Source organism: Rhodococcus sp. P4_F5 (assembly GCF_056401315.1).
Genome location: NZ_JBFUJP010000001.1, coordinates 170,517 through 189,883, shown reverse-complemented (window position 1 = coordinate 189,883; position 19,367 = coordinate 170,517). Strand labels below are relative to the sequence as shown.

Sequence of the window (19,367 nt, the reverse complement as noted above, 5' to 3'; positions counted from 1 at the left end):
TTCTCTATCCATGACCGTCGACGCATTGCTGCGCGCTGGCGAACGAATGTTCGCCGATCGCGGCGCCGATGTCCCCCTGCGCGAGATCGCGATCGCCGCGGGCCAGCGAAACAACTCCGCGGTGCAGTACCACTTCGGCGATCGCCAAGGCCTGATCGCGGCGATCGTGCGACGGCGGCTGCAGTCGGTGGAGGCCTCAGGCGCCCGGCTTCTGGTCGGTGTCGACCGCAGCGACACCCATGCGCTCGTAGAAGTGCTGGTGGCTTCCCTCGTCGATACATCGGTCGAGCAGGGAAGCACCCACTACTTCCGGTTCCTGGAGGTCATGCGCACCCAGGTAAAAGGGTGGCCGGCCGGTGAAGACACCACCTGGTCGATGATCACGAACACGCTGGCCGAACTCCTCCCTGAGGGCACGCGGCGGGAGCGGATCAGCCGCATCTCATCGATGGCGACCACGCTGTTCGCGCTCCTGGCCGACTTCGAGCGTGCACACGAGGGCGCCGACCGATTCGGGCCTACGCAGCCGCAGATCGTGGAGATGCTCGTCGGGCTCCTACGCGCACCAATGCACTCACGATGACTGCACCGCTGGTTTGAACGCTTCGACTGGTGGAGCCCAGGGGTCCCCGCAACGCAGTAGAGACGACGGGCTGCAGGCCGATATCGGCCATCGCGCCGACGGGACGCCGGCGTGATGTCGAGTGCCGCGGTGCCATTACCGCGGCGTTGTGGGTGTGGCTCTCCTGGTCGGTGCAGACGCCTCGCCAGGAGTGAAGTCGCGACTCGCAGAAGGGGAAGGGCGGGCGGCGCCAAACCTCAGGCGGTGCCAGCGGCGGCTTCCTGACTTATGTGGATTCGCGGTCTCGTGTTCGACCTGACGGGTTCGTATCGTGCCGGAGGTGTGTCAACTAGCGTGTCCAATTGCCAACAGCGTTGACCGCTGTGCCACCTATTTGGCAAATTGTCAACTACGTTTGCGATTCACACGCGGTTGTGAATCGCCAACACAGTTGGCAATTGCCGACGCTTTGACCTGCGGTGTGACAACTATCCTGACCACGACCGATCGCAATCGTTGTCACCAAAGTTGGCAATTGTTCGCTGCGTCTCCGGCGCCCCAACCCAGGCGGAGCCACTCTTCAGCCAACGCGTCGGGCTCGTTGACATCGTCGAGCAGGTCCGGCATGGGCGTCTTCGTGGGATCCGGGTCGATGTACTTCCTGTACCCCTACACGCACCTCAGTTGAGGATCTCGCCACGCTCGCTCGAGCGAAGCGCCGACAGCCGCTCCCGCCAGGTCTGAAGCTGTTCGGGTGTCAGTCGCGTCCACTCGGTGATCTCTCCGACGACGCGCAGTGGGGCGCTACTGCGATACGACCGAGTGGGGTTACCTGGGAACTTCTTGTCAGTGACGTTCGGGTCATTGTCGAACTCCCCGGTTGGCTCTACTGAATAAACTCGCGGAATTGCGTCACTGTCCGAGAGTTCTGCAGCGATCTGCGCAGCGAGGCCGGCTCCATCGACGAGGGCAGTGAAGTAGATGTGGTTCATCACGATCTCAGGGCGGTAGTTCGATGGGCGGCCTGCGGTGAGGAACTCACCGACGCGCAGGTCCGCGATCGTGCCATGGAAGAACGGCCCCTCATCGAGCAGTCTGGACATCTATATTCCTCTCGCCTACCTGGTGGGACGAGCGACTCTTCCGCATCACCGGGGCCTTGCCGCAAGCCCCCACCCACGCCGTATCGGTTGTGCCACAGCACCTTTACGAACCCGTCGACCAGCGGGCGAGATGTGGACGTGCTCAGCGGGTGTGATCGCGCACCTCGTCGACGGCCGCCGCGATGGGCATGGACAGCGCGGGGCCGTGGCCGGGGAGGATGGTGTCGGCGTCGAGCGCGGCGAGGTGGTCGAGTGCCCCGAGCGTGTCTTCCTTTCCGTGGTCGAAGACCGGTGGGAGTAGTTGCGGTCCCTGGATCTTCGACAGCGGATGCGTGGTGACGAGGGCATCGCCGGTGACGACGACGCCGTGCTGCGGCAGGTGGAACGCGGTGTGCCCGGAGGTGTGACCGTGGGTGGCGACCGGCACGGGGCCGCCCGGCAGATCCAAAGGATGACCCAGTGTGAAGGCCTGTGCGTTGACCGACACGGATCGGGTGGCGCCTGCGCGTGCGATGCGCAGCAGCCACGGCAGCACGCCGTGCTTGTGCAGCATCGGGATGAAGTCCTTGCCCGTGGCCTGCTCGAGGTACTCGCGGCGCGCGTGTGCGACCTCGGTCGGGTCCGTGAACACCGGGATCCCGTAGCGGTCGTGGAACGCGACGATCGCGCCCATGTGATCGACGTGCGCGTGCGTGAGCAGCATGCCCTGGACATCTTCCGGCCGCCGGCCCAGCGCACGGATGGCGCTGGCGACTGCGGTGACATCCCCGGGGTAGCCGCCGTCGACCAGGGTAAGCGCGTCACCGTCCCGCAGGAGCACGAAGTTCACATCCGTCCCGGTACCACGGAACACATCGGGCGCTACTTCCTCGACAGTCGTCACGGAAATCCATTGTGTCGCATCGACAAAGAGAAACACCGGGCAGGGGGAGAGTTCCGGAAGGAAACTAGACAACGATGCTTCTCGGCATCACGAGCGGGTCACTCGCGGCCCTGATGCTCAACCTGTTCGCCATCAGAGCGCTATGCGACTTCTGGGAGATCGATCCGCATCCTTCCGCGGGTGCGATGTTGGCATTTCGGGGCGCCTGACTGCGCTTTGGCCAACCATCCTGACCAATGGCCAACTATGTTGGCGAAGTGGCCAACTGTGGTGACGATTAGCCAACTGTGGTGACGATTCATAAAGGCGGCGGCGGTGTGAATCGTCATCGTAGTTGGCATTTCCCGGTGCTCTGACCTGCGGTGTGACAGCTAGTGTGGCGACGACAGTGCGCGATCGTGGTCGGCGAGCGGTTTACCTCCCGATTGCGGGTGGGTGTGGTGCCAAAGGCCGTCCTGTCTGGTGCACTCGCCGGCTGCGGGCGGCAACGTGCGGGCGGCGCTGTCTCCTACCTGAGCAGCGGGCGCCAGCATCGAACGTCTCGACCGACCCTCCGGCGACCGGACCGGCGCGCACTGCCCCGAGCAGGGGACACCAGTGTCGGCGGGGGCCGGGACCGGTGTCCGCCGGGGACTACACTCCGTGGACAACTTTGCCAGGTCGCCGTACAGAGGGAATTGGACATGCTGATTCGCCTAGTCGGTGAGGTCGGAACGATGGTCGCTGGTGTGCTGGGCAGAGTGCTGGCGGTGTCCCCGAGGGTTTCCGATCGTCTGCCGGTGCGGCCTCCAACGCTTGATGGCCAGCGGATGAATCCCCGACTGCACGTGCTTGCCACGGTGGGAAAACGCGACCTGCTTGCCCGTCGTGCACCGACAGCGTTCACCCGGGCAAGGCTCGACTGGCTGATGAGCATGGTCACGACCGTGCGCACCGGACCGGTACGCACCTCCTCGTGGACGATCGCCGGGCCCGCAGGACCGTTGGCGGCCCGCTTGTATCAGCCCAAGGGTGGGGCACGGTCGCTGCTGGTCTTTGTGCACGGCGGAGGTTGGCACGTCGGCAGTGTCGCCGGGTTTGAGAACACACTGCGCTTCCTCGCCGACCGTGCCGGGGTGTCGGTGTTGTCGGTGGACTATCGACTGGCACCGGAACACCCGTTTCCCGCCGCATTCGATGACGTCAGCGTGGCCTTCCGTTATGCGGTCGACCACGCCGAACAGTGGGGTGTCGATGCCGGCCGCATCGGAATCGGCGGTGACAGCGCTGGCGGAAACCTTGCCGCTGCCGTCGCTCTCGCCCTCGCCACGGATACCCGCTATCGGCCCGCGGCGGTGGCGCTGCTGTACCCGGCGCTGGACTGGAGGCTGGATCGCTATCGGTCGACGACGATGTTCACCGTCCCGCTCGATGAGGACTCTGTTCGCCGCGCGATGCGGTGGTACGCGCCGACCACCGAAGCGCAGGCAGATCCGCGGTTTGCGGTGCTGTCCGCCGTCGATTTGTCGGTCATGCCGCGTACCTATGTTGCGACAGCGGGTATGGACGTGCTGCGTGATCAAGGTGAAACGCTGGTCACGCGGCTGCGTGGTCTCGGCGTCGACGCCCAGCTGCGGCGGTTCGACAACCTGCCCCATGGTTTCGCGACCATGCTCGTCGACCCGCAGGCCCGATCCGCGACCGAAGAGTACGCCAGAACTGTCGGATCCATTCTCGCTCAGCGGGTTACCTCGTGAACGAAGGTCCGCCGGGATCCATCGTCGTAGCCATGGGGTGGTACCAACGACGACGACGACTGTGAATCGTCATCGTAGTCGGCATTTCCCGGCGCTCTGACCTGCGGCGTGACACCTAGCGTGACGACGACAGGGCACGATCGTCGTCATCGAAGTTGACATTTGTTCACGGCTGTTCGTTGGCTGAACGAAGTGTGCCGGTAAGGCGGATCGGCAGACTGGTGCGTTCCTGGACCGGCTCACGTGAACTTGGCGAGCAGGCACATCGTCGCGATCGGATGGGGGGAGGGATCACCCGAGCGTGCTGAACCATCCTCAGCGAAGCGTCGGTCACGCCCTGACGCCAGTTGGTTCTCTCGGGATGCGGGCCCTACCAGTTACTCGGCCGATGACGCAGGTCGGGCGGACATCGCGGCCAGTGAATTCACCCGCGACGGGCGAAGGTGGCTCTCCCACGGGCGATTAGCGTCGCGGTTGACCTGTTGATTCGAGAAGGGACGCCCGTGGCTGAGATCGTGACGCGAGACAACTTCGTCGAGGCTGAAACCGCGCACTACTTCCGGGAGCAGCTCACCAAGGCCCCGGTCAACGAGTACTTCCACTCCAGGGTGCCGGTGAACGTCGAAACCCAGGTCGTGATCCGGTCGAACGTGGACCTGATCTACTCCTTCGCCGTTGTCGACGTGACTGAGGAGGCCACCTTCTCGCTCGCGCCGTCCGCTGAATACCAGGTGGCGGAGATCATCGACGAGAACCACTACGTGGTCGGCGTCATCTACCCCGGTGAGACCTTGACGGTGCGCAACGCCGACCTGTCTGCCGGCACGCACGTGTATGTCGCGGGCCGCACCGCGACTGTCGGCGGGCTCGACCGCGCTCACGAGTTGCAGGACGCGCGCCGGATCACCGCCGCGACCGCCAACCCGTACCGAGGTCGGGAGTTCGACGAGGACACCCGCAAGTTGGTCGGCGCCGAGCTGGAAACTCATGCCGCCGAGGCGGACTTCTCCAAGGGCTTCGGTACCCCAGCCAGTACGGACCCTTACCAGCATCTGCTGGGCGCCCGCCTGGGCTGGGGTGGTCTGCCGCCCGAGGATGCCCAGTACTTCCAGTCGGTGGCCACATCCACCGGTGCTGATGTGTGGACCTTTGCTGTTCCGCCGCTGGACTACGAGCGCAACGGCTACTTCTCGGTGATCAAGTACGACGGGATGGGCTGGCTCGACGTCGACCGACCCGGCCTGTCCGACAGCGAACTGGTCCGCAACGACGACGGCACCATCAGCATCTGGTTCGGCGACGACCGCGTAGCGAACAAGCCGAACGTCATCCGCGCGACCGAGGGGCAGAAGTTCTATTACGGCATGCGTGTCTACCGTCCGCGCGACGTCGAGGAAACTCGTCAATTCATCGAACAGGTTCGGTCGACACCGATCACTCCAGCTGGCTGACAGCTGCACCGCCAGCCGCTCCACTGCAGCCTTGCGCAGCGCACGACCGCAGCATCGACCACCGACCCAGTCCTTCCGCGCCCGTTGGTACACAAGCGAAGCCGGCCAGCATCGATTGGACCGCCAGGCCAGGTCAGCAGGGACCGTTTCTGTATCGCACAGCGACAACAGCCACTCGAATCGCCGTGCGATCCGGAGCCGACCTTTGGCCAACTGTCCTGACCAATGGCCAACAATGTTGACGAAGTGGCCAACTAGGGTGACGAATGGCCAACTACGGTGACCATTCACAGGCGGTGTGAACCGTCATCGCAGTTGGCATTTGCCGGGGCTCTGATCTGCGGTGTGACAACTAGCGTGACGACAGTAGAGCGTGATCGTTGTCGGGACTGCCCCCACTTCGGTTGACGAGGGAGAGGTTCGGTCAAGATGTCAATGAGCTCTGCTTTGTTCACGGATCGCAACGATGCAACTCCGACGGGCGCGACGGCCGGCCACCTTCTCCCAAATTCGGGTAAGGCGCCAGCGTGCCCTTACACGCGACGAGGAGTCCAGATCGGTCCGCACCATCCACGCGTAGAATCAGCGGGAAGCCACCGATAGTGATGCGCGTCAGACCCGAGTGAAGGAACGACGGCCGCCATGTCTTCTGCTACCCAACAAGCGCCAACCAGCATCCTGACTGTCTCTATCAAAGCGGCGGACCTGCCAGATTTCGCCAGCGAAGGGCCGATCCTCGTCGAGGTGGACACCAGCGAACAATCCGGGCGGACATATCGCCGCAGCTACCTGGTCGAAACAACTGTTGAGCGTCGGCAAGACCGGGAACCCCACAATCCGGAAGTCCGCGTCACCTTCGCCGAACCGGGCATCGACGCCATCACCTTCGCGCCAGCTGACGATGTTGTCGTGCACCGCCCATTCCTCGCCAAGCATCGGTAACCGGTAGACCCGTCGGGGCTGAATCTCGTGTCCACACGGAGGCTGCTCGGCAGCAGACACGTATCGAGCCATGAACTGTCGCCGAAACCTCTCTAGTGCAGAGTATTTCAGGGATGAAGTGCCCCATGAAGGTTCTCGATGGTGCGCGCGCGGGTGGCGAGTTCTGCGCGCGCGGATTTCATCGCGGTGGCATGGCTGAGCGGGATCACCCGCCCCTGCACAGCCCCACCGCCGTCCGGCCACCGTCGATCTGTTCCGGCCACCCGTTCCCTGTCGTCTTTCACGCGCTGTCGATCCGCATATACGCGGCGCCTGAACGCAGCGTCGAGGGGTCACCGGCAGACTGACCGCAGCTCCGTGCCGAACACGTGACGGAATACCACCGAATGAGAGACAACCCGAAGCAGCGCATAACTATCCCGTGACTCGCGGCGATATGTGGCGGTGTTTTCGCGTAGTCAGGTGGCGTCGTGTCGGATCCTGTTGCGTCGAGGAGAACTCCGGCGCGTGCCTCGAGCACCGGCCTACTCCAGGCGTGCGAGGTACGAATCGAACAATATGGATACTCGATCGAAGTCGAATACATGTGGTCGAAGTACCGCGTTCATCGTCAGCCCATCTGTGAACGCGCGGATTTCCGCGCCGGTCGCGGCTAATTCTGAAGCTGGGGCGAGGACTGTGGCGGTCCACTGGCATAGGTGATCGAGTTCAGCGTCGATCGTGGCCAGGACCTCGGCAACCATCGAAGTCTTGATCGCGACCTGCGCTGCCAGCCACACCTCGGCCCGAGGCGAGACTCCTCGCTGAGCGGTAGCGCCTCTCTCCATAGTTGCTTCACCCGTTGTCGCGGTTCCGCGATGGTTCCCAGCAATTCGATGCGACGCTGTTGCTGCGCCCTGGCAAGCAGCAACGCTTCAGCGAGCATGTCCTCGGATCGTTCGGTCACCTTCGAGGCCGGCAACGTTGATGGGGCTATGCCAACTATCTGGCAGATTGCCAACTGCGATGACGACCGTGTCAACTACCTGGCAAATTGCCAACAACGGTGACCGTTCACAGCCGGTCCGGGGGCGCTGCTAGAGTGGCGGCCATGCAGCGCGCATATTTCTGGTTTAGCAGGCCGGCCCCGGGTGGGCCGGTCAGCGTAGACCTGCGCTGACTTCTTCCACCCCGAGCCGGACCTCACCGGCTCGCGAGTGTGCACGCATCCTCAGTGGGTCGGTCCTCACCGAACAGGACACTCACATGACGATCACCATCGAATCCGACGTCCGCGATCTCGACGACCAGCGGACGATCTCCATCAGCCCCCTGGCGCCGCCGTCAGAGGTGCGCGCCGAGCACCCGGTCGACGCCGCGGTGTCGGACACCGTGCGTGACGGCCGCGCCGCGACGGTCGGGATCCTCGACGGCAGCGACGACCGCCTGCTCGTCGTCGTCGGCCCGTGCTCGGTGCACGACACCGAGGCCGCGATGGACTACGCCCGCCGGCTCGCGCAGAAGGCGCAGGAGCACGGCGACGCGCTGCACGTGGTCATGCGCGTCTACTTCGAGAAGCCGCGCACCACGCTGGGCTGGAAGGGTCTGATCAACGACCCGCACCTGGACGGCAGCTTCGACGTCAACACCGGCCTGCGGGTGGGACGCAAACTGCTGCTCGACATCTCGGCGCTGGGCCTGCCGGTGGGCTGCGAGTTCCTGGACCCGATCACCCCGCAGTACATCGCGGACCTGGTCAGCTACGGTTCGATCGGCGCCCGCACGGCGGCCAGCCAGGTGCACCGGCAGCTGTGCAGCGCGCTGTCCATGCCGGTCGGCATCAAGAACTCCACCGAGGGCGACGTGCAGGTCGCGGTCGACGGCACCCGCGCCGCCGGCGCCAGCCACGTCTTCCCCGGAACCGACCTCAGCGGCCGCTCCGCGCTGATCCGGACCGCGGGCAACCCGGACTGCCACGTCATCCTGCGCGGCAGCGCCGCCGGTCCGAACTACGACCGGGAGTCGGTCGCGGACACCCTTGCGCGCCTTGCGAAGTCGGGCCTGCCGGAGCGCGTCGTCATCGACGCCAGCCACGGCAACAGCCAGAAGAACCACGAGCGTCAGGTCGACGTGGTGACCGACATCGCGGCCCGGATCGCGGGCGGCGAGAAGGGTGTCGTCGGCATCATGCTGGAGAGCTTCATCGAGGCCGGCCGTCAGGACCTGACCCTCGGCAAGGCGGACGAGCTCACCTACGGGCAGTCCATCACCGACGCGTGCCTGGACTGGGACACCACTTCCGAGCAGCTCGACCGGCTCGCCGGCGCGGTGGTCACCGCACGCCGCGGGTCCGGAACTGCACGCTGACCCGGGGGCCGGTGGGGCGGGAGCTCTTGGGGACGCAGTGTTCCCAGGAGCGCTGGCAGGACCCGCCCATCACCAGCAGGTCGCCGTGGCCCAGCGAGAACCGCACGGAGTCGCCGCCCCCGCGCGGGCGTAGTGCGAGGGTTCGGGCTGCGCCGAGCGAGAGGATCGCCACCATGGTGTCCTCGGTGGCGCTGCGGCCGATGGTGTCGCCGTGCCAGGCGACGCTGTCGGCGCCATCCCGGTAGTAGCAGAGCCCGGCGGAGACGAACGGTTCGCCCAGCTCGGGCAGGTAGTACCCGCTCAGCGCCGCCATCGCGTCGGCGAGCAGCGGGTCCGGCAGCGCGGCGCCGGCGTCGTAGAAGGCGACCAGGCGGGGGACCGGGACGACGCGGTCGTACATCCGCCGGCTCTCGGCCCGCCACGGCACCGTGCGCTCCGCCAGGTCGGCGAACAGCCGATCCGACCCGGACATCCAGCCGGGGCGCAGGTCCACCCAGGCGCCCCCGGTCAGGGTGCGCCTGCGCACCGAGCCGTCGAGCGGCCCGAGCCGCGCGCCCCCGGTCGGGTCGTCGAACAGCGACGCCTGCACCGCGATGTCCACGAGGGTGAGCCTACTCCCATGCGAACAGGTGTTCCCATGCGTCGGTTCAGCGGGCGGTCACCGAGTAGGCGCCGTCGGTGCGCGCGGTCAGGCGCCAGCCGCCGTCCACCTGCGTCAGGACCGGGTCCGATACGTTGGCGGTGTCCAGGGCCGGCCGGTCGGCGCCGGGGTACCACGCCTCCAGGCGTCCGGATCCCGTGCCCCTGAAGCCGGCCGCGGTGACCTCGGTCAGCGCTCCCGGGGCAGCGCGCGGGTAGGCCCGGGAGAGCGGCTTCGCAAAGCCCTCGACCAGGCCCAACTGCTCGCCGGACGGGCAGTCGATGCGGTTGAGGTTGCCCATCGGCTCGTCGGTGTGGCCGTCCCGGACGGCGTGCGGATCGCCGCACGCCTGGGACCACGACCACCAGGCGCCGCCCATCTTGTGGGCGTCCATCGCGTCCATGAATCGCTCGACCTGGTCGGCGTCGGCCTCGGGTTCGCCGAACCAGGCCCATTCGCCGGTCCACAGCGGCGCGTCGTAGACCGCGGCCGCACGCTTCGCCAGGTCGAAGCCCTCCTCGAGGGACGGGAGATCGCTGCTGACGGTGATCGACCCGGCGTAGAGGTGCGGCGAGAAGACCACCAGCGGGTCGGTTAGGTAGTGGCGCGGCGGCAGGGCGTCGACGCCGAAGGCCGACCACACCGCGCTCGGCTCGAAGAACACCAGATGCGGGAAGCCGCCCTGCTCGGCGCCGCGGATCGCGTTGACGGTCCGCTGGTAGAAGCGGCCGATCTGATCGGCGGCGGTGATCGGGTCGCGCAGGCCCGGGTTGGGCTCGTTGAGCAGGTCGTAGCCGGCGACCGCGGGTTCGTCCTTGAACTCGGCGGCCAGTCGCGCCCAGGTGTCGACGAGGTGTCCCTGGATGCCCTGGACGTCGTCGTAGAAGTTCTGGAACGCGGCGGCGACCGCCGGTGCGGTCTCCCGGACGCCGGCGATGTTGCAGGTGGTCCAGCCGTTCGTGAGGGTGGCCCAGGCGGGGGCGCCGTCCCAGCCGACACCCGCGCGCATCGGCTCGGGGCAGGTCTCGCCGGCGGGGGTGCCGACGGCCTTGCCCCAGGCGTCCTGATGCATGTCCAGCACGGTGTAGATGCCGTGGTCCTTCGCGTCCTGGACGGCCTCGCGGATCCGGGCCACGTAGGCCTGGTCGAAGGCGCCCGGGGTGGGCTCGAGGGCGGACCACGCGACGGTGAGCCGCACGACGTTGAAGCCGAGCGTCGCCATCCGGGTGAAGTCGGTGCGGTCGAGGGGCGCCGTGGCCGGGATCGCGGGGTCGTTCTGCGCATAGTCGTTGAGCTGGTTGATGTTTGCGCCGCGCAGCAGCACCGTCCGGCCCGTCACGTCCGTGATTGCGCGATCGTCGACCGTGAGCCGCGGCAGGGTCCAGCCGTCCGCGTTCGCGTTCGCCGCCGGTTCGGTGGTCGGTGCCGCGGTCGCGGTCGGCGCGACCTGCAGGGCCAGTGCGACCAACGGGATCAGTAGAAGGAGCTTGCGCAAGACACGGCCTCTCATTTGAACGTTTGTCCAGGATGCCGTGTGGGGCGGGGATCCGTGTGGCGTTCGGTGGATCTGCTGTGCACCCACCGGGTCAGTGGCGCGCCAAGTCGGCGACCACCTCCTCGAACTCCCGGGCCCCGGTGAACACCGCCGCGCACGCCTCGTCGAGAGGCTGGTCCCGCAGCCGTCGGGCAAAGGTCGACTCCGCCTCGCGCACGAGCTCTCGACGAAGTCGACGAACCGGCCCGTCGTCGCGGGCGGCCTTGCTCACGGCCTCGACGAGGTCCTCGACCCCCGTCTCGTCGACGGTRCTGGTGCTGATCACGGGAGGGCGGACGGAATCGGTACGCCTCAGCCGGAGCATGCGTTCGAGCTGGCGCGCGGTGGTGCTCGCGCCCGGGAGGTCGGCCTTGTTGACGACCAGGACATCCGCGACCTCGAGGACTCCGGCCTTGATCGCCTGGAGGTCGTCGCCCAGTCCGGGTACGGAGACGAGCACGGCGACATCGGAGAACTCCGTGATCTCCACATCGGACTGGCCGCTTCCGACCGTCTCGAGAATCACGACCTCCCAACCGGCAGCGTCGACGGCGTCGATCAGTGCCGGTACCGCCCTTGCCAGGCCGCCGGCGTAGCCCCGCGAAGCGATCGAACGGATGAACACGCCTGGGTCGCACGTGTGCGCCCCCATCCGGGTGCGGTCGCCCAGCACCGCGCCCCCGGAGACCGGGCTGGAGGGGTCGACCGCCAGCACGGCCACCCGGGTCCCGGCCCGCCGCAGCACCGCGACCATGGCGCCGATCAGTGATGACTTCCCGGCGCCGGGGGGCCCGGTGAGTCCCACGACCAACGACCGTCCCGTGTGCGGCCGGATCCGACGGCGCAGGCTCGCGGCGCCGGGCCCTCCCCGCTCCAGAACCGTCAGGACCCTGGCGAGGCTTGCTTCGTCCCCGGCCAGGAGCCCTTCCGTCAGGTCGGTCATGCGACGATCAGCGGGTCGCCGAAGCCGAGTTCGTCGCGGAGCGTGCCGACGATCTCGCCGTGCGTGACACCGCTGATCGCGGCGTCGACAACCTTCTCGAACACGTTCGCCTCCTCGTCCTGGGCCGCGCGGCGCAATCCGTCGACCGCCCGCCCGACATCGGTTTCGCTCCGATCACGCTTGAACTGCTTGAAGGCTTCGACATGCGCCGCCATGGCCTGCGGGTCGGGGCGGTACGGCGGTGGCTGGGTGCCCTCGGCACCCTCCGATCGGTAGCAGTTCACCCCGATGACCCGGTCCTCCCCGAGGTCGATTCGTTCTTGGGCAGCGAGTGCCGAGCGGCCGATCATGCCCTGTACCAGTCCGGAACCGACGGCCTCGTACATCCCGCCGGCATCCTCGACGACCTTCATCACACGGAGGATCTCCGCCTCCATCTGGTCGGTCAGTTGCTCGATGTAGTAGGAGCCGCCGAGTGGATCGATCACGTCACAGAGGTGAGCCTCCTCGCGCAGGATGTTCTGGGTGGCGATGGCGATGCGCGCCGATTCTTCTGTGGGGCAGGTGATTGCCTCGTCGTAGGCGTCGGTGTGCATCGACTGGAGCCCCGAGAAGATCCCGGCGATGGCCTGCGTTGTCACGCGGGCGATGTTGTTCAGGGGTTGCTGAGCGGTGAGGTCGACGCCCGACGTCTGACCGTGGAACTTGAACCGCCACGAGCGCGGATCCTTCGCGCCGAGCCGATCCTTGGTGATCCGGGCCCAAATCCTGCGGCCCGCACGGAACTTCGCAATCTCCTCGAAGAAGGAGATCGACACGTCGAAGAAGAACGTGAACCGCGGCAGGATGGCGTCCGGGTGCAGGCCGCGTGCCATGCAGTCCTCCGCGTACTGAATCGCTGTCGCGAGGGTGAAGCCCATGGTTTCCGCCGGGGTGGCCCCGGCCTGCTGCATGTGCTGGCCCACGACCGACACCGGATTCCATCCGGGCACCCGCTCCCGGCAGTACGCGACGTGGTCGACCAGGACCCGTCGTGATCCTGGCTGGGAGAGTCGGTAGAACATGTGGTTCGCGACGAAGTGCGAGATGTAGTCGGACTGGTTGGAGGTGCCGGTGATCCGGTCGAACGGCACGCCGCGGCGCTTCGCGGTGGCCAGCACGAAGGCGAGCAAGGTGAACGGCGTGGGGTCGTTCATGGCCGTGGAGATCGTGTCGAGCGGGACCCCGTCGAGTGCGGTACCCATGTGGTCGACGTTGTTGATGACCGTGCCGCAGGTGCCGAGCAGGGGAGTGGGGACCTCGTCGCAGTCGAGGCCTCGGAACCCGGAGTTGCAGGGCAGCAGGCTGATGGCGTTGGCGCCGAGATCCAGCAGCTGGCGGACTCGGGCGTTGTAGTCTTCCGGTGTGCCCAGTCCGATCAGTTGGCGTTGCGTCCACGTGCGCCCCCGGTACATGGACGGGTAGATGCCGCGGGTGTAGGGAGCCTGCCCGGGGTATCCGAGATCCGACGCGAATCTTTCGCCCGACCATTCGCCCGGTGTGTAGAGCGGTTCGATCGGGATGCCCGACCGATTCCGGACCACCCGGTCGTCGGGTACCTGACCGGCGTATTCGGCGGCCCAGCGTTCACTCGCGGTGAGGGGTTCCACCATGGTCATGCCGGCACCTCCGATGCGAGCTGCGCGGCCAGCACGGCCTCGCCGAGTTCTGTTACGGCACCGACGATCTCGTCGCGAGAGGACCCCGGCCCGAAGATCTGTGCCACGCCGGCGTCGTGGAGCATGGCGTGTTCGCTGTCAGGAACGATGCCACCGACCACGATCGCCACGTGGCCGAGCCCGGCCCTCCTGAGTTCGTCGAGCAGGTCGGGAATGATCAGGTGGTCCGTGGCCAGGGAAGAGATTCCGATGACGGCCACGTCTTCCTGGCGCGCGAGTCGGACCACCCCGTCGATCGTCTGCCACGGCGGTGTGTAGATCACCTCGTGTCCGGCGTCGCGTAGGTAGGCCGCGATGATGCGGCTGCCGCGGTCATGGCCGTCGAGACCGATCTTGGTGACCATGATCCTGATAGGTGCACCCATAGTGATGCCTCCGGGGGTCGCGCTGCTCGAATGCGAGCGAGTGCTCGCTCGCATTCGCAGTATGCTCACGGGTGCGGAACGCGTCAAGCCTCCACCGGGAGGATGAGCCCGGCCCGGCTCGGCGGTGGCTATGCTGACCCGGAGCCCCGGGGGCGCCCTGAGCCGCCCCGCTCGCGGGGCGCCCGACCTGACGAGGAATCGATGACCCCCTTGCGTGCTCGCGAATCGCTGACCAGTTCGTTCCGCTCCGCGGCAGCGGTCGGGTCGAGTCGATGAGGGTGAGTCGCGAGGAGCGGCGCAGTCAACTCCAGGCCGTGGCCACCCGGCACATCATCGAGCGTGGGTTCGACAGCGTCTCGGTGAACGAACTGGCCGAGGACCTCGGAATCAGTGTCGGCGGGCTGTATCGCTACATCCAGACGAAGTCCGACCTGCTGGTGATGGCCTGCGAGACCATTTACGGCGGCCTGCGGGAGACCCTCGCGGAGATCGCGACCAGCAGCGAGCGTGATCTTCCGGAGAAGCTGCGCCTCATGATCGAGGTGTACGTCCGCGAATGTGTACGGAACCAGGAGCAGATCCTGCTGATGTACCGCGAGTACCGCCACCTGCCCGAGGATGCGCACCGTCGCTACAAGGAGCGGGAACTCGGCATCACCGGCCTGTTTGCGGACCTGATCGGCGCGGGCGTTCGGCGCGGCCTGTTCGCCGACGTCCACGTGCAACTTCTCGCGCAGGACGTCGTCCTGCTGGGCCACCTGCCGGCGCTCAAGGGGTGGGCGGTGCGAGGCGTCGAAGCCGACGTTCTCGTCGCCGAGCACGTGGAACTGGTCATGGCTCGACTGGAGCCCGGGCGGCCGGAGCCGCGCTAGGGGAGCAGTCCGGCCCGGCGCGCGGTGTCGACGGCCTCCTGTCGGCCATGCGCGCCCAGCTTGGCGAGGGCTGACCGAAGATAGCTCTTGACCGTCTGGGGTGAGAGGTCCAGGGCGTCGGCGACCTCACCGTTCTGCAGGCCGGTCGCCACATGGGCCAGTACGTCGACCTCGCGTTCGGACAGCATGCCCTCGTGTTGCCCGGCGGGGGCGAGGCGCTGGCACAAGTCCCGCAGACGCGTCCTGTCGCTCGCCGCCTTCGCCCCCGCGGCCAGGGCTCTCAGCTCGGCAAACGTGCGGCGGATCGCCTCGGTCTCACTGGCCGTGAGCGGGGGGTTGCTCATCCTCGCCCCTTCCCGTCGTCGGTGGTCGCCTGGTGGCGACCCGCCCCGTCCGACCCTTTGTCCGTCGGCGGTCCTGTCGTATTATGCGAGCGAGTGCTCGCATGTTTCAACCCCTTCTGACGAATTGAGTTGTCATATGACGCCGGTCGCCGCAGTCTTGGACGCCAGCAGTGCCCTGGACCGTGCGCTCGCGCAGGCGCAGCGCCGCTCGGGACTGACCGTGGTCTTCGCGGGGCGCGTCCGTTCCGGAACGCTCCGGATCAGCAACCTCCGCGGTAACCGCTGCGAGGCGTTGCGCGGGCTCTCGCTCCCGCCCGGTGTGGGACTGGGCGGCCGAGCCACCACCCTGGGCCGGCCGGTGACCGTGCAGGACTACACCTGTGCGCGCGCCATCACCCATGAGTACGACAGTGCGGTGGAGCGGGAGGGCCTGCGTGCGCTCATCGCCGTCCCCGCACGCGTCAACGGACAGGTGAGTGCGGTTCTCTACGGGGCTGTTCGCGCGGCCGTGAGCATCGACGACCGTGCCATCGACGAGCTCGTGAGCGTGGGTCGGCAGCTGATTCGCGACCTGGAGGCGTCGTCCCGCGGCGCGGCGTCGTCCACCCCGGTGGGCGATGAGTCGCGCCCCGGCCACGGCGGCAAGGTGCCCGGCCGCACGCACTGGTGCGCTGTGGTGGAGGAGATGGTGGCAGACCTCGACGGGATGCCGGACGATCCGGTCCACGCACAGGTGCGCAGCACCTGTCGGGAACTGCTGGTCGTCCTGCGCGGGCAGGCGGACCGGGGCGCGTCGCCGGTCGTCGGACCGTCGGATCTGAAGGTGCTCGAGCTTGCCGCGGGAGGTTGCACCGACCGCGACATCGCCGATCGCCTCGGGATCGAACTCGCCGCCGTGCAACGTCGGATGCGCATACTGCGCAGGGCCTTCGGTGTGCACAACCGGCATGCTGCGGTGTCCGCGGCTCGGGTTGCAGGACTTCTCTCGTGAGCGCGGTTCTGCCGCCGCCGGCGGCGGCGGGGCTGCGTATGGCAGCCGCGATGTTCGATGCCGACCGGGCCTCCCGTCGGCACGGGATCGCGGTCACCGAGTTCGCCGACGGCGCCGCCGCGGGGACCATGACGGTCACCGAGGACATGCTCAACGGTCACGGAACCTGTCACGGAGGTCAGGTCTTCCTGTTCGCGGACACGGTGTTCTCCTGCGCATGCAACAGTCGTGGCACGGTGGCCGTTGCGGCGAAGGCCGACATCGTGTTCGTCTCCCCGGCCCACGCCGGCGACGTACTCCACGCGCGGGCCACGGAGCTGGTCACGTTCGGCCGCAACGGCGTCTTCGACGTCTCCGTGACGCGCGAGGACGGGACGGTCGTGGCACTGTTCCGAGGCCACAGCCGGGCGCTGCCCGCGGCACGGGACTGACCCGGCTTCCATCCTGGCGGTCAGGCGGTGAGTTTGGTCTTCAACGCGGCGATGGTGTCGGGCGAGAGTCCGAGTCCGGCGGTCAGGTAGTTGTCGAACGTGCCGAAGTTGGTGCCGATCTCGTCGAATCCGGCCTGGAGGAATTCGGGAGCGACGCCCAGGAGGACCTTCACAGCCGCGCCGGCCTGATCGCCCTTCGCGGCCGTGACCTTGGCGGCCGTCGCCTCGATCGAATCCTTCGAATACTCGTTGGTGAGTAGGTAGTTGCTCATAACGGTGGCGTCGTCGACGCCGGCGATCTTCAGCAGAACTGCGCTGGTCCAGCCGGCCCGGTCCTTGCCTGCGGTGCAGTGAAAGATCTGCGGCCCACCCGTTGTGGCGATGTCGGTCAGCAGGGTCGCGAACTGTGCGCGCATGGCCGGATCGGTCACGAACTGTCGATTGGCGGCGATCAGCACGGCCGCAGCACTTTCGGGGGTGGAAAGGTCCACCGACGACGTGACGGCGGCGCTCGCGGCGTCGCCGAGGATGTTGACGTGCACGTAGCGCGCCCCCGCCGGAACGCGATCGGGGCCCTTGTCGATCTCGGCCGTGGTGCGGAGGTCGTAAACCGCCTGTACACCAAGGCCGTCGAGCGTCGCGGCGTCCGCGTCGTCGGTGATCAGTGCATTGGACCGGTAGAGGACGCCCTCGCGGACCCGGCGTCCGTCGGATGTGGTGTATCCGCCATCGGGTCCGGCCAGGTCACGGAAGTTGTTGGCGGACAAGAGTCTTGGTGTCTGCGCCGGTGTGGTTGAACCCGTCTGCAGGGACGGCGCCGCCGGCAGGGAGGTGGCGGACGCTGCGGTGTCGTCGCTCGTCGACTGACTGCATCCAGCGAGGGCGACGGTCAGTGCCGCAGCGAAACCGACCATTCTGAAACGGGTGTTCAACGGTTCTCCTTCAGAGACTCACAACTGAAAACCGAATGCTGCTCGAAGAAACTGGCGCAATGGTGGCCGACACATTGACGGGCCGTGACTCCCGCCTGACAAGGGCACGACGACGGCCCCGGAACGCGCGGCAATTTCGGGGGTAGCAGTGCACGCTGCGCGGAGTCGATGATGTGGTACCAGCGAAGAGGAAGGTGGTCGTCAATGGCTCCCGAACGTGTCTACTGGAACGAGCAGATGGAGACCCGTCCACGCGCAGAGCGTGAGGTGGAGATCCTGGCTCTACTGCAACGACAGCTGCACCGCGCCTACGCCGAACTGCCGTTTTACCGGCGGCACTACGACGCTTACGGATTCCATCCCGATCAGGTTCGAAGTCTCGACGACTTCACCCGCCGGGTACCCGTGATCACCAAGCAGATGCTGCGCGACGATCAGGCCTCGAACCCGCCGTTCGGCAGCTACCTCGGCGTGCCGGAATCCGAGATCGCCCGTGTGCATGGTTCCTCCGGCACCACGGGCGCCCCGACGCTGTACGGAATCTCGCGGGCCGACTGGGAGCACGTGACTGACGTGATGGCCCAGGGCTTCTTCACCGCGGGAGTGCGTCCGACCGACAGGGTCCAGCTGGCCACAGTGTTCGGCATGTTCATCGGGGGCTGGGGCTCGCTGCAGGGCTGCGAGCGGATCGGCGCGACGGCGTTCCCGATCGGGGCTGGGGAGACTGAGCGCCAGCTCGAGTTGATGTACCGGGTCGGTTCGACCGTGCTGATCAGCACACCGACCTACGCGCTGCACATGCTCGAGCGTGCTCGTTCGCTCGGCTACGACACGGCGGCCTCCCCACTTCGCCTCGGCATCTTCATCGGGGAACCCGGTGCCGCCATCCCGGGCACCCGAGAGGTGCTCGAGCGGGGCTGGGGAATGACCGTGCGAGACCTGGCGACGACGTCGGAGATGACTCCGTTCGCGACCAATGCCGAGTGTGAACACGGGCGCGGCGTGCACGTCCTGCAGGATCAGGTCTGGACCGAGGTGGTCGACAAGGAAGACCCGAACCGGGCGGTCGAGGACGGTGTCAGCGGCGGCATCGTCTACACACACCTGCGACGGGAGTCGCAGCCCATGATCCGCTTCGCCTCGCGCGACGAGTCACACATGACCTACGAGCCCTGTCCGTGCGGCCGCACCTACCCGCGGCTGCCGCTCGGGGTGTACGGACGGCTCGACGACATGTTGATCATCCGCGGAGCCAACGTCTATCCGAGCCAGGTCCAGAGATCGTTGCTGTCTGTGCCGGGCACAGGCGTGGAGTTCGTGATCATCACCGACCGCGAGGGATCCATGGACACGGCCACCGTGCAGGTCGAGTACGACCCGACGATCGAGCCGGACGACGTGCCGGGTTTCAAGAAGGACCTCGAAGCCGCCGTACGGGCGCGGCTCAAGAACGACACGAACATCAACTTCACGGTTGAGATACTGGATCCGGAGACGCTCGAGCGGGCCGTCTCGAAGGCGAAGAGAGTGATCGACCGTCGCCAGTTGCTGCGCGTGGTCGGGACCGCCTGACC

At 66.9% G+C, this 19,367-nt stretch carries 20 protein-coding genes; 10 read left to right on the top strand and 10 right to left on the bottom strand.

The window, feature by feature from the left end; translation table 11 throughout:
- Nucleotides 1-10 precede the first annotated feature (10 nt).
- On the top strand, nucleotides 11-583 hold the full coding sequence (locus tag AC1DU4_RS00975) for a TetR/AcrR family transcriptional regulator (protein ID WP_477837129.1): 573 nt from the start codon (nucleotides 11-13) through the stop codon (nucleotides 581-583).
- Nucleotides 584-1,242: 659 nt separating this feature from the next.
- Here AC1DU4_RS00975 and arr read toward each other — a convergent pair.
- Both arr and AC1DU4_RS00965 read right to left on the bottom strand, forming a co-directional pair.
- Nucleotides 1,243-1,665, bottom strand: a complete 423-nt coding sequence (gene arr, locus AC1DU4_RS00970) for an NAD(+)--rifampin ADP-ribosyltransferase (RefSeq protein WP_477837127.1) — start codon at nucleotides 1,663-1,665, stop codon at nucleotides 1,243-1,245.
- Between the two features lie 142 nt (nucleotides 1,666-1,807).
- Nucleotides 1,808-2,548, bottom strand: a complete 741-nt coding sequence (locus tag AC1DU4_RS00965; RefSeq protein WP_477837125.1) for an MBL fold metallo-hydrolase — start codon at nucleotides 2,546-2,548, stop codon at nucleotides 1,808-1,810.
- A gap of 74 nt (nucleotides 2,549-2,622) precedes the next feature.
- Here AC1DU4_RS00965 and AC1DU4_RS00960 point away from each other — a divergent pair, with 74 nt between their 5' ends.
- The 4 genes from AC1DU4_RS00960 to AC1DU4_RS00945 all read left to right on the top strand — a co-directional run bounded on the left by AC1DU4_RS00960 (nucleotide 2,623) and on the right by AC1DU4_RS00945 (nucleotide 6,677).
- Nucleotides 2,623-2,757, top strand: a complete 135-nt coding sequence (locus AC1DU4_RS00960) for a hypothetical protein (RefSeq protein WP_477837124.1) — start codon at nucleotides 2,623-2,625, stop codon at nucleotides 2,755-2,757.
- 474 nt (nucleotides 2,758-3,231) lie between these two features.
- Nucleotides 3,232-4,284, top strand: a complete 1,053-nt coding sequence (locus tag AC1DU4_RS00955) for an alpha/beta hydrolase (protein ID WP_477837122.1) — start codon at nucleotides 3,232-3,234, stop codon at nucleotides 4,282-4,284.
- A gap of 443 nt (nucleotides 4,285-4,727) precedes the next feature.
- Complete coding sequence (locus tag AC1DU4_RS00950; protein ID WP_477837121.1) at nucleotides 4,728-5,735, top strand: DUF1254 domain-containing protein; 1,008 nt, start codon at nucleotides 4,728-4,730, stop codon at nucleotides 5,733-5,735.
- Nucleotides 5,736-6,377: 642 nt separating this feature from the next.
- Nucleotides 6,378-6,677, top strand: a complete 300-nt coding sequence (locus AC1DU4_RS00945; RefSeq protein ID WP_477837119.1) for a hypothetical protein — start codon at nucleotides 6,378-6,380, stop codon at nucleotides 6,675-6,677.
- A 524-nt stretch (nucleotides 6,678-7,201) separates the two neighbouring features.
- Here the strand turns inward: AC1DU4_RS00945 and AC1DU4_RS00940 are convergent.
- On the bottom strand, nucleotides 7,202-7,420 hold the full coding sequence (locus AC1DU4_RS00940) for a TetR family transcriptional regulator C-terminal domain-containing protein (protein ID WP_477837432.1): 219 nt from the start codon (nucleotides 7,418-7,420) through the stop codon (nucleotides 7,202-7,204).
- A 502-nt stretch (nucleotides 7,421-7,922) separates the two neighbouring features.
- On the opposite strand from AC1DU4_RS00940, the gene AC1DU4_RS00935 reads away from it, so the two are divergent.
- Nucleotides 7,923-9,023, top strand: coding sequence for a 3-deoxy-7-phosphoheptulonate synthase (locus AC1DU4_RS00935; protein ID WP_477837117.1), 1,101 nt, complete (start codon nucleotides 7,923-7,925; stop codon nucleotides 9,021-9,023).
- On the opposite strand, the gene AC1DU4_RS00930 is transcribed toward AC1DU4_RS00935, so the two are convergent.
- The 5 genes from AC1DU4_RS00930 to AC1DU4_RS00910 all read right to left on the bottom strand — a co-directional run bounded on the left by AC1DU4_RS00930 (nucleotide 8,989) and on the right by AC1DU4_RS00910 (nucleotide 14,223).
- A complete protein-coding gene (locus tag AC1DU4_RS00930; RefSeq protein WP_477837116.1) occupies nucleotides 8,989-9,624 on the bottom strand; it encodes an alpha-ketoglutarate-dependent dioxygenase AlkB in 636 nt (211 codons plus the stop codon). The two genes, AC1DU4_RS00935 and AC1DU4_RS00930, sit on opposite strands and share 35 nt — an antisense overlap.
- 46 nt (nucleotides 9,625-9,670) lie before the next feature.
- Entirely contained in the window at nucleotides 9,671-11,173 is a 1,503-nt protein-coding gene (locus AC1DU4_RS00925) for a glycoside hydrolase family 5 protein (RefSeq protein ID WP_477837115.1), read from the bottom strand.
- Nucleotides 11,174-11,249: 76 nt separating this feature from the next.
- Nucleotides 11,250-12,140 (bottom strand): methylmalonyl Co-A mutase-associated GTPase MeaB, encoded by an 891-nt coding sequence (gene meaB / locus AC1DU4_RS00920; RefSeq protein WP_477837114.1) that lies wholly within the window; start codon nucleotides 12,138-12,140, stop codon nucleotides 11,250-11,252.
- Complete coding sequence (locus AC1DU4_RS00915; protein ID WP_477837113.1) at nucleotides 12,137-13,798, bottom strand: acyl-CoA mutase large subunit family protein; 1,662 nt, start codon at nucleotides 13,796-13,798, stop codon at nucleotides 12,137-12,139. Before AC1DU4_RS00915 ends, meaB begins: the two co-directional genes overlap by 4 nt.
- Nucleotides 13,795-14,223, bottom strand: a complete 429-nt coding sequence (locus AC1DU4_RS00910; protein ID WP_477837111.1) for a cobalamin B12-binding domain-containing protein — start codon at nucleotides 14,221-14,223, stop codon at nucleotides 13,795-13,797. The genes AC1DU4_RS00915 and AC1DU4_RS00910 overlap by 4 nt, the downstream gene beginning before the upstream one ends.
- Nucleotides 14,224-14,495: 272 nt before the next feature.
- Here AC1DU4_RS00910 and AC1DU4_RS00905 point away from each other — a divergent pair, with 272 nt between their 5' ends.
- On the top strand, nucleotides 14,496-15,095 hold the full coding sequence (locus AC1DU4_RS00905; protein WP_477837110.1) for a TetR/AcrR family transcriptional regulator: 600 nt from the start codon (nucleotides 14,496-14,498) through the stop codon (nucleotides 15,093-15,095).
- On the opposite strand, the gene AC1DU4_RS00900 is transcribed toward AC1DU4_RS00905, so the two are convergent.
- Nucleotides 15,092-15,439: a response regulator transcription factor gene (locus AC1DU4_RS00900; protein ID WP_477837109.1), complete on the bottom strand. Its 348-nt coding sequence runs from the start codon at nucleotides 15,437-15,439 to the stop codon at nucleotides 15,092-15,094. The two genes, AC1DU4_RS00905 and AC1DU4_RS00900, sit on opposite strands and share 4 nt — an antisense overlap.
- A gap of 136 nt (nucleotides 15,440-15,575) precedes the next feature.
- Between AC1DU4_RS00900 and AC1DU4_RS00895 the strand changes: the two genes are divergently transcribed.
- Together AC1DU4_RS00895 and paaI are read left to right on the top strand one after the other, a co-directional pair.
- Complete coding sequence (locus AC1DU4_RS00895; protein WP_477837108.1) at nucleotides 15,576-16,430, top strand: GAF domain-containing protein; 855 nt, start codon at nucleotides 15,576-15,578, stop codon at nucleotides 16,428-16,430.
- A gap of 50 nt (nucleotides 16,431-16,480) precedes the next feature.
- Entirely contained in the window at nucleotides 16,481-16,861 is a 381-nt protein-coding gene (paaI, locus tag AC1DU4_RS00890; protein ID WP_477837431.1) for a hydroxyphenylacetyl-CoA thioesterase PaaI, read from the top strand.
- 20 nt (nucleotides 16,862-16,881) lie between these two features.
- On the opposite strand, the gene AC1DU4_RS00885 is transcribed toward paaI, so the two are convergent.
- A complete protein-coding gene (locus tag AC1DU4_RS00885; protein ID WP_477837107.1) occupies nucleotides 16,882-17,628 on the bottom strand; it encodes a tyrosine-protein phosphatase in 747 nt (248 codons plus the stop codon).
- Between the two features lie 369 nt (nucleotides 17,629-17,997).
- Here AC1DU4_RS00885 and AC1DU4_RS00880 point away from each other — a divergent pair, with 369 nt between their 5' ends.
- Nucleotides 17,998-19,365 carry a phenylacetate--CoA ligase family protein gene (locus tag AC1DU4_RS00880; RefSeq protein ID WP_477837106.1) on the top strand — a complete coding sequence of 456 codons (1,368 nt, stop codon included), beginning with the start codon at nucleotides 17,998-18,000 and terminating at the stop codon, nucleotides 19,363-19,365.
- The last annotated feature ends 2 nt before the right edge of the window (nucleotides 19,366-19,367 follow it).

Bases quoted from the DNA above. Each gene is read 5' to 3' on its own strand.
- paaI (WP_477837431.1), top strand. From the start codon at position 16,481: ATGTTCGATGCCGACCGGGCCTCCCGTCGGCACGGGATCGCGGTCACC.
- AC1DU4_RS00900 (WP_477837109.1), bottom strand. From the start codon at position 15,439: ATGAGCAACCCCCCGCTCACGGCCAGTGAGACCGAGGCGATCCGCCGC.
- arr (WP_477837127.1), bottom strand. From the start codon at position 1,665: ATGTCCAGACTGCTCGATGAGGGGCCGTTCTTCCATGGCACGATCGCG.
- AC1DU4_RS00915 (WP_477837113.1), bottom strand. From the start codon at position 13,798: ATGACCATGGTGGAACCCCTCACCGCGAGTGAACGCTGGGCCGCCGAA.
- AC1DU4_RS00945 (WP_477837119.1), top strand. From the start codon at position 6,378: ATGTCTTCTGCTACCCAACAAGCGCCAACCAGCATCCTGACTGTCTCT.
- AC1DU4_RS00910 (WP_477837111.1), bottom strand. From the start codon at position 14,223: ATGGGTGCACCTATCAGGATCATGGTCACCAAGATCGGTCTCGACGGC.
- AC1DU4_RS00935 (WP_477837117.1), top strand. From the start codon at position 7,923: ATGACGATCACCATCGAATCCGACGTCCGCGATCTCGACGACCAGCGG.
- AC1DU4_RS00940 (WP_477837432.1), bottom strand. From the start codon at position 7,420: ATGGTTGCCGAGGTCCTGGCCACGATCGACGCTGAACTCGATCACCTA.
- AC1DU4_RS00895 (WP_477837108.1), top strand. From the start codon at position 15,576: ATGACGCCGGTCGCCGCAGTCTTGGACGCCAGCAGTGCCCTGGACCGT.
- AC1DU4_RS00975 (WP_477837129.1), top strand. From the start codon at position 11: ATGACCGTCGACGCATTGCTGCGCGCTGGCGAACGAATGTTCGCCGAT.
- AC1DU4_RS00905 (WP_477837110.1), top strand. From the start codon at position 14,496: ATGAGGGTGAGTCGCGAGGAGCGGCGCAGTCAACTCCAGGCCGTGGCC.
- AC1DU4_RS00880 (WP_477837106.1), top strand. From the start codon at position 17,998: ATGGCTCCCGAACGTGTCTACTGGAACGAGCAGATGGAGACCCGTCCA.
- AC1DU4_RS00955 (WP_477837122.1), top strand. From the start codon at position 3,232: ATGCTGATTCGCCTAGTCGGTGAGGTCGGAACGATGGTCGCTGGTGTG.
- AC1DU4_RS00925 (WP_477837115.1), bottom strand. From the start codon at position 11,173: ATGAGAGGCCGTGTCTTGCGCAAGCTCCTTCTACTGATCCCGTTGGTC.
- AC1DU4_RS00960 (WP_477837124.1), top strand. From the start codon at position 2,623: ATGCTTCTCGGCATCACGAGCGGGTCACTCGCGGCCCTGATGCTCAAC.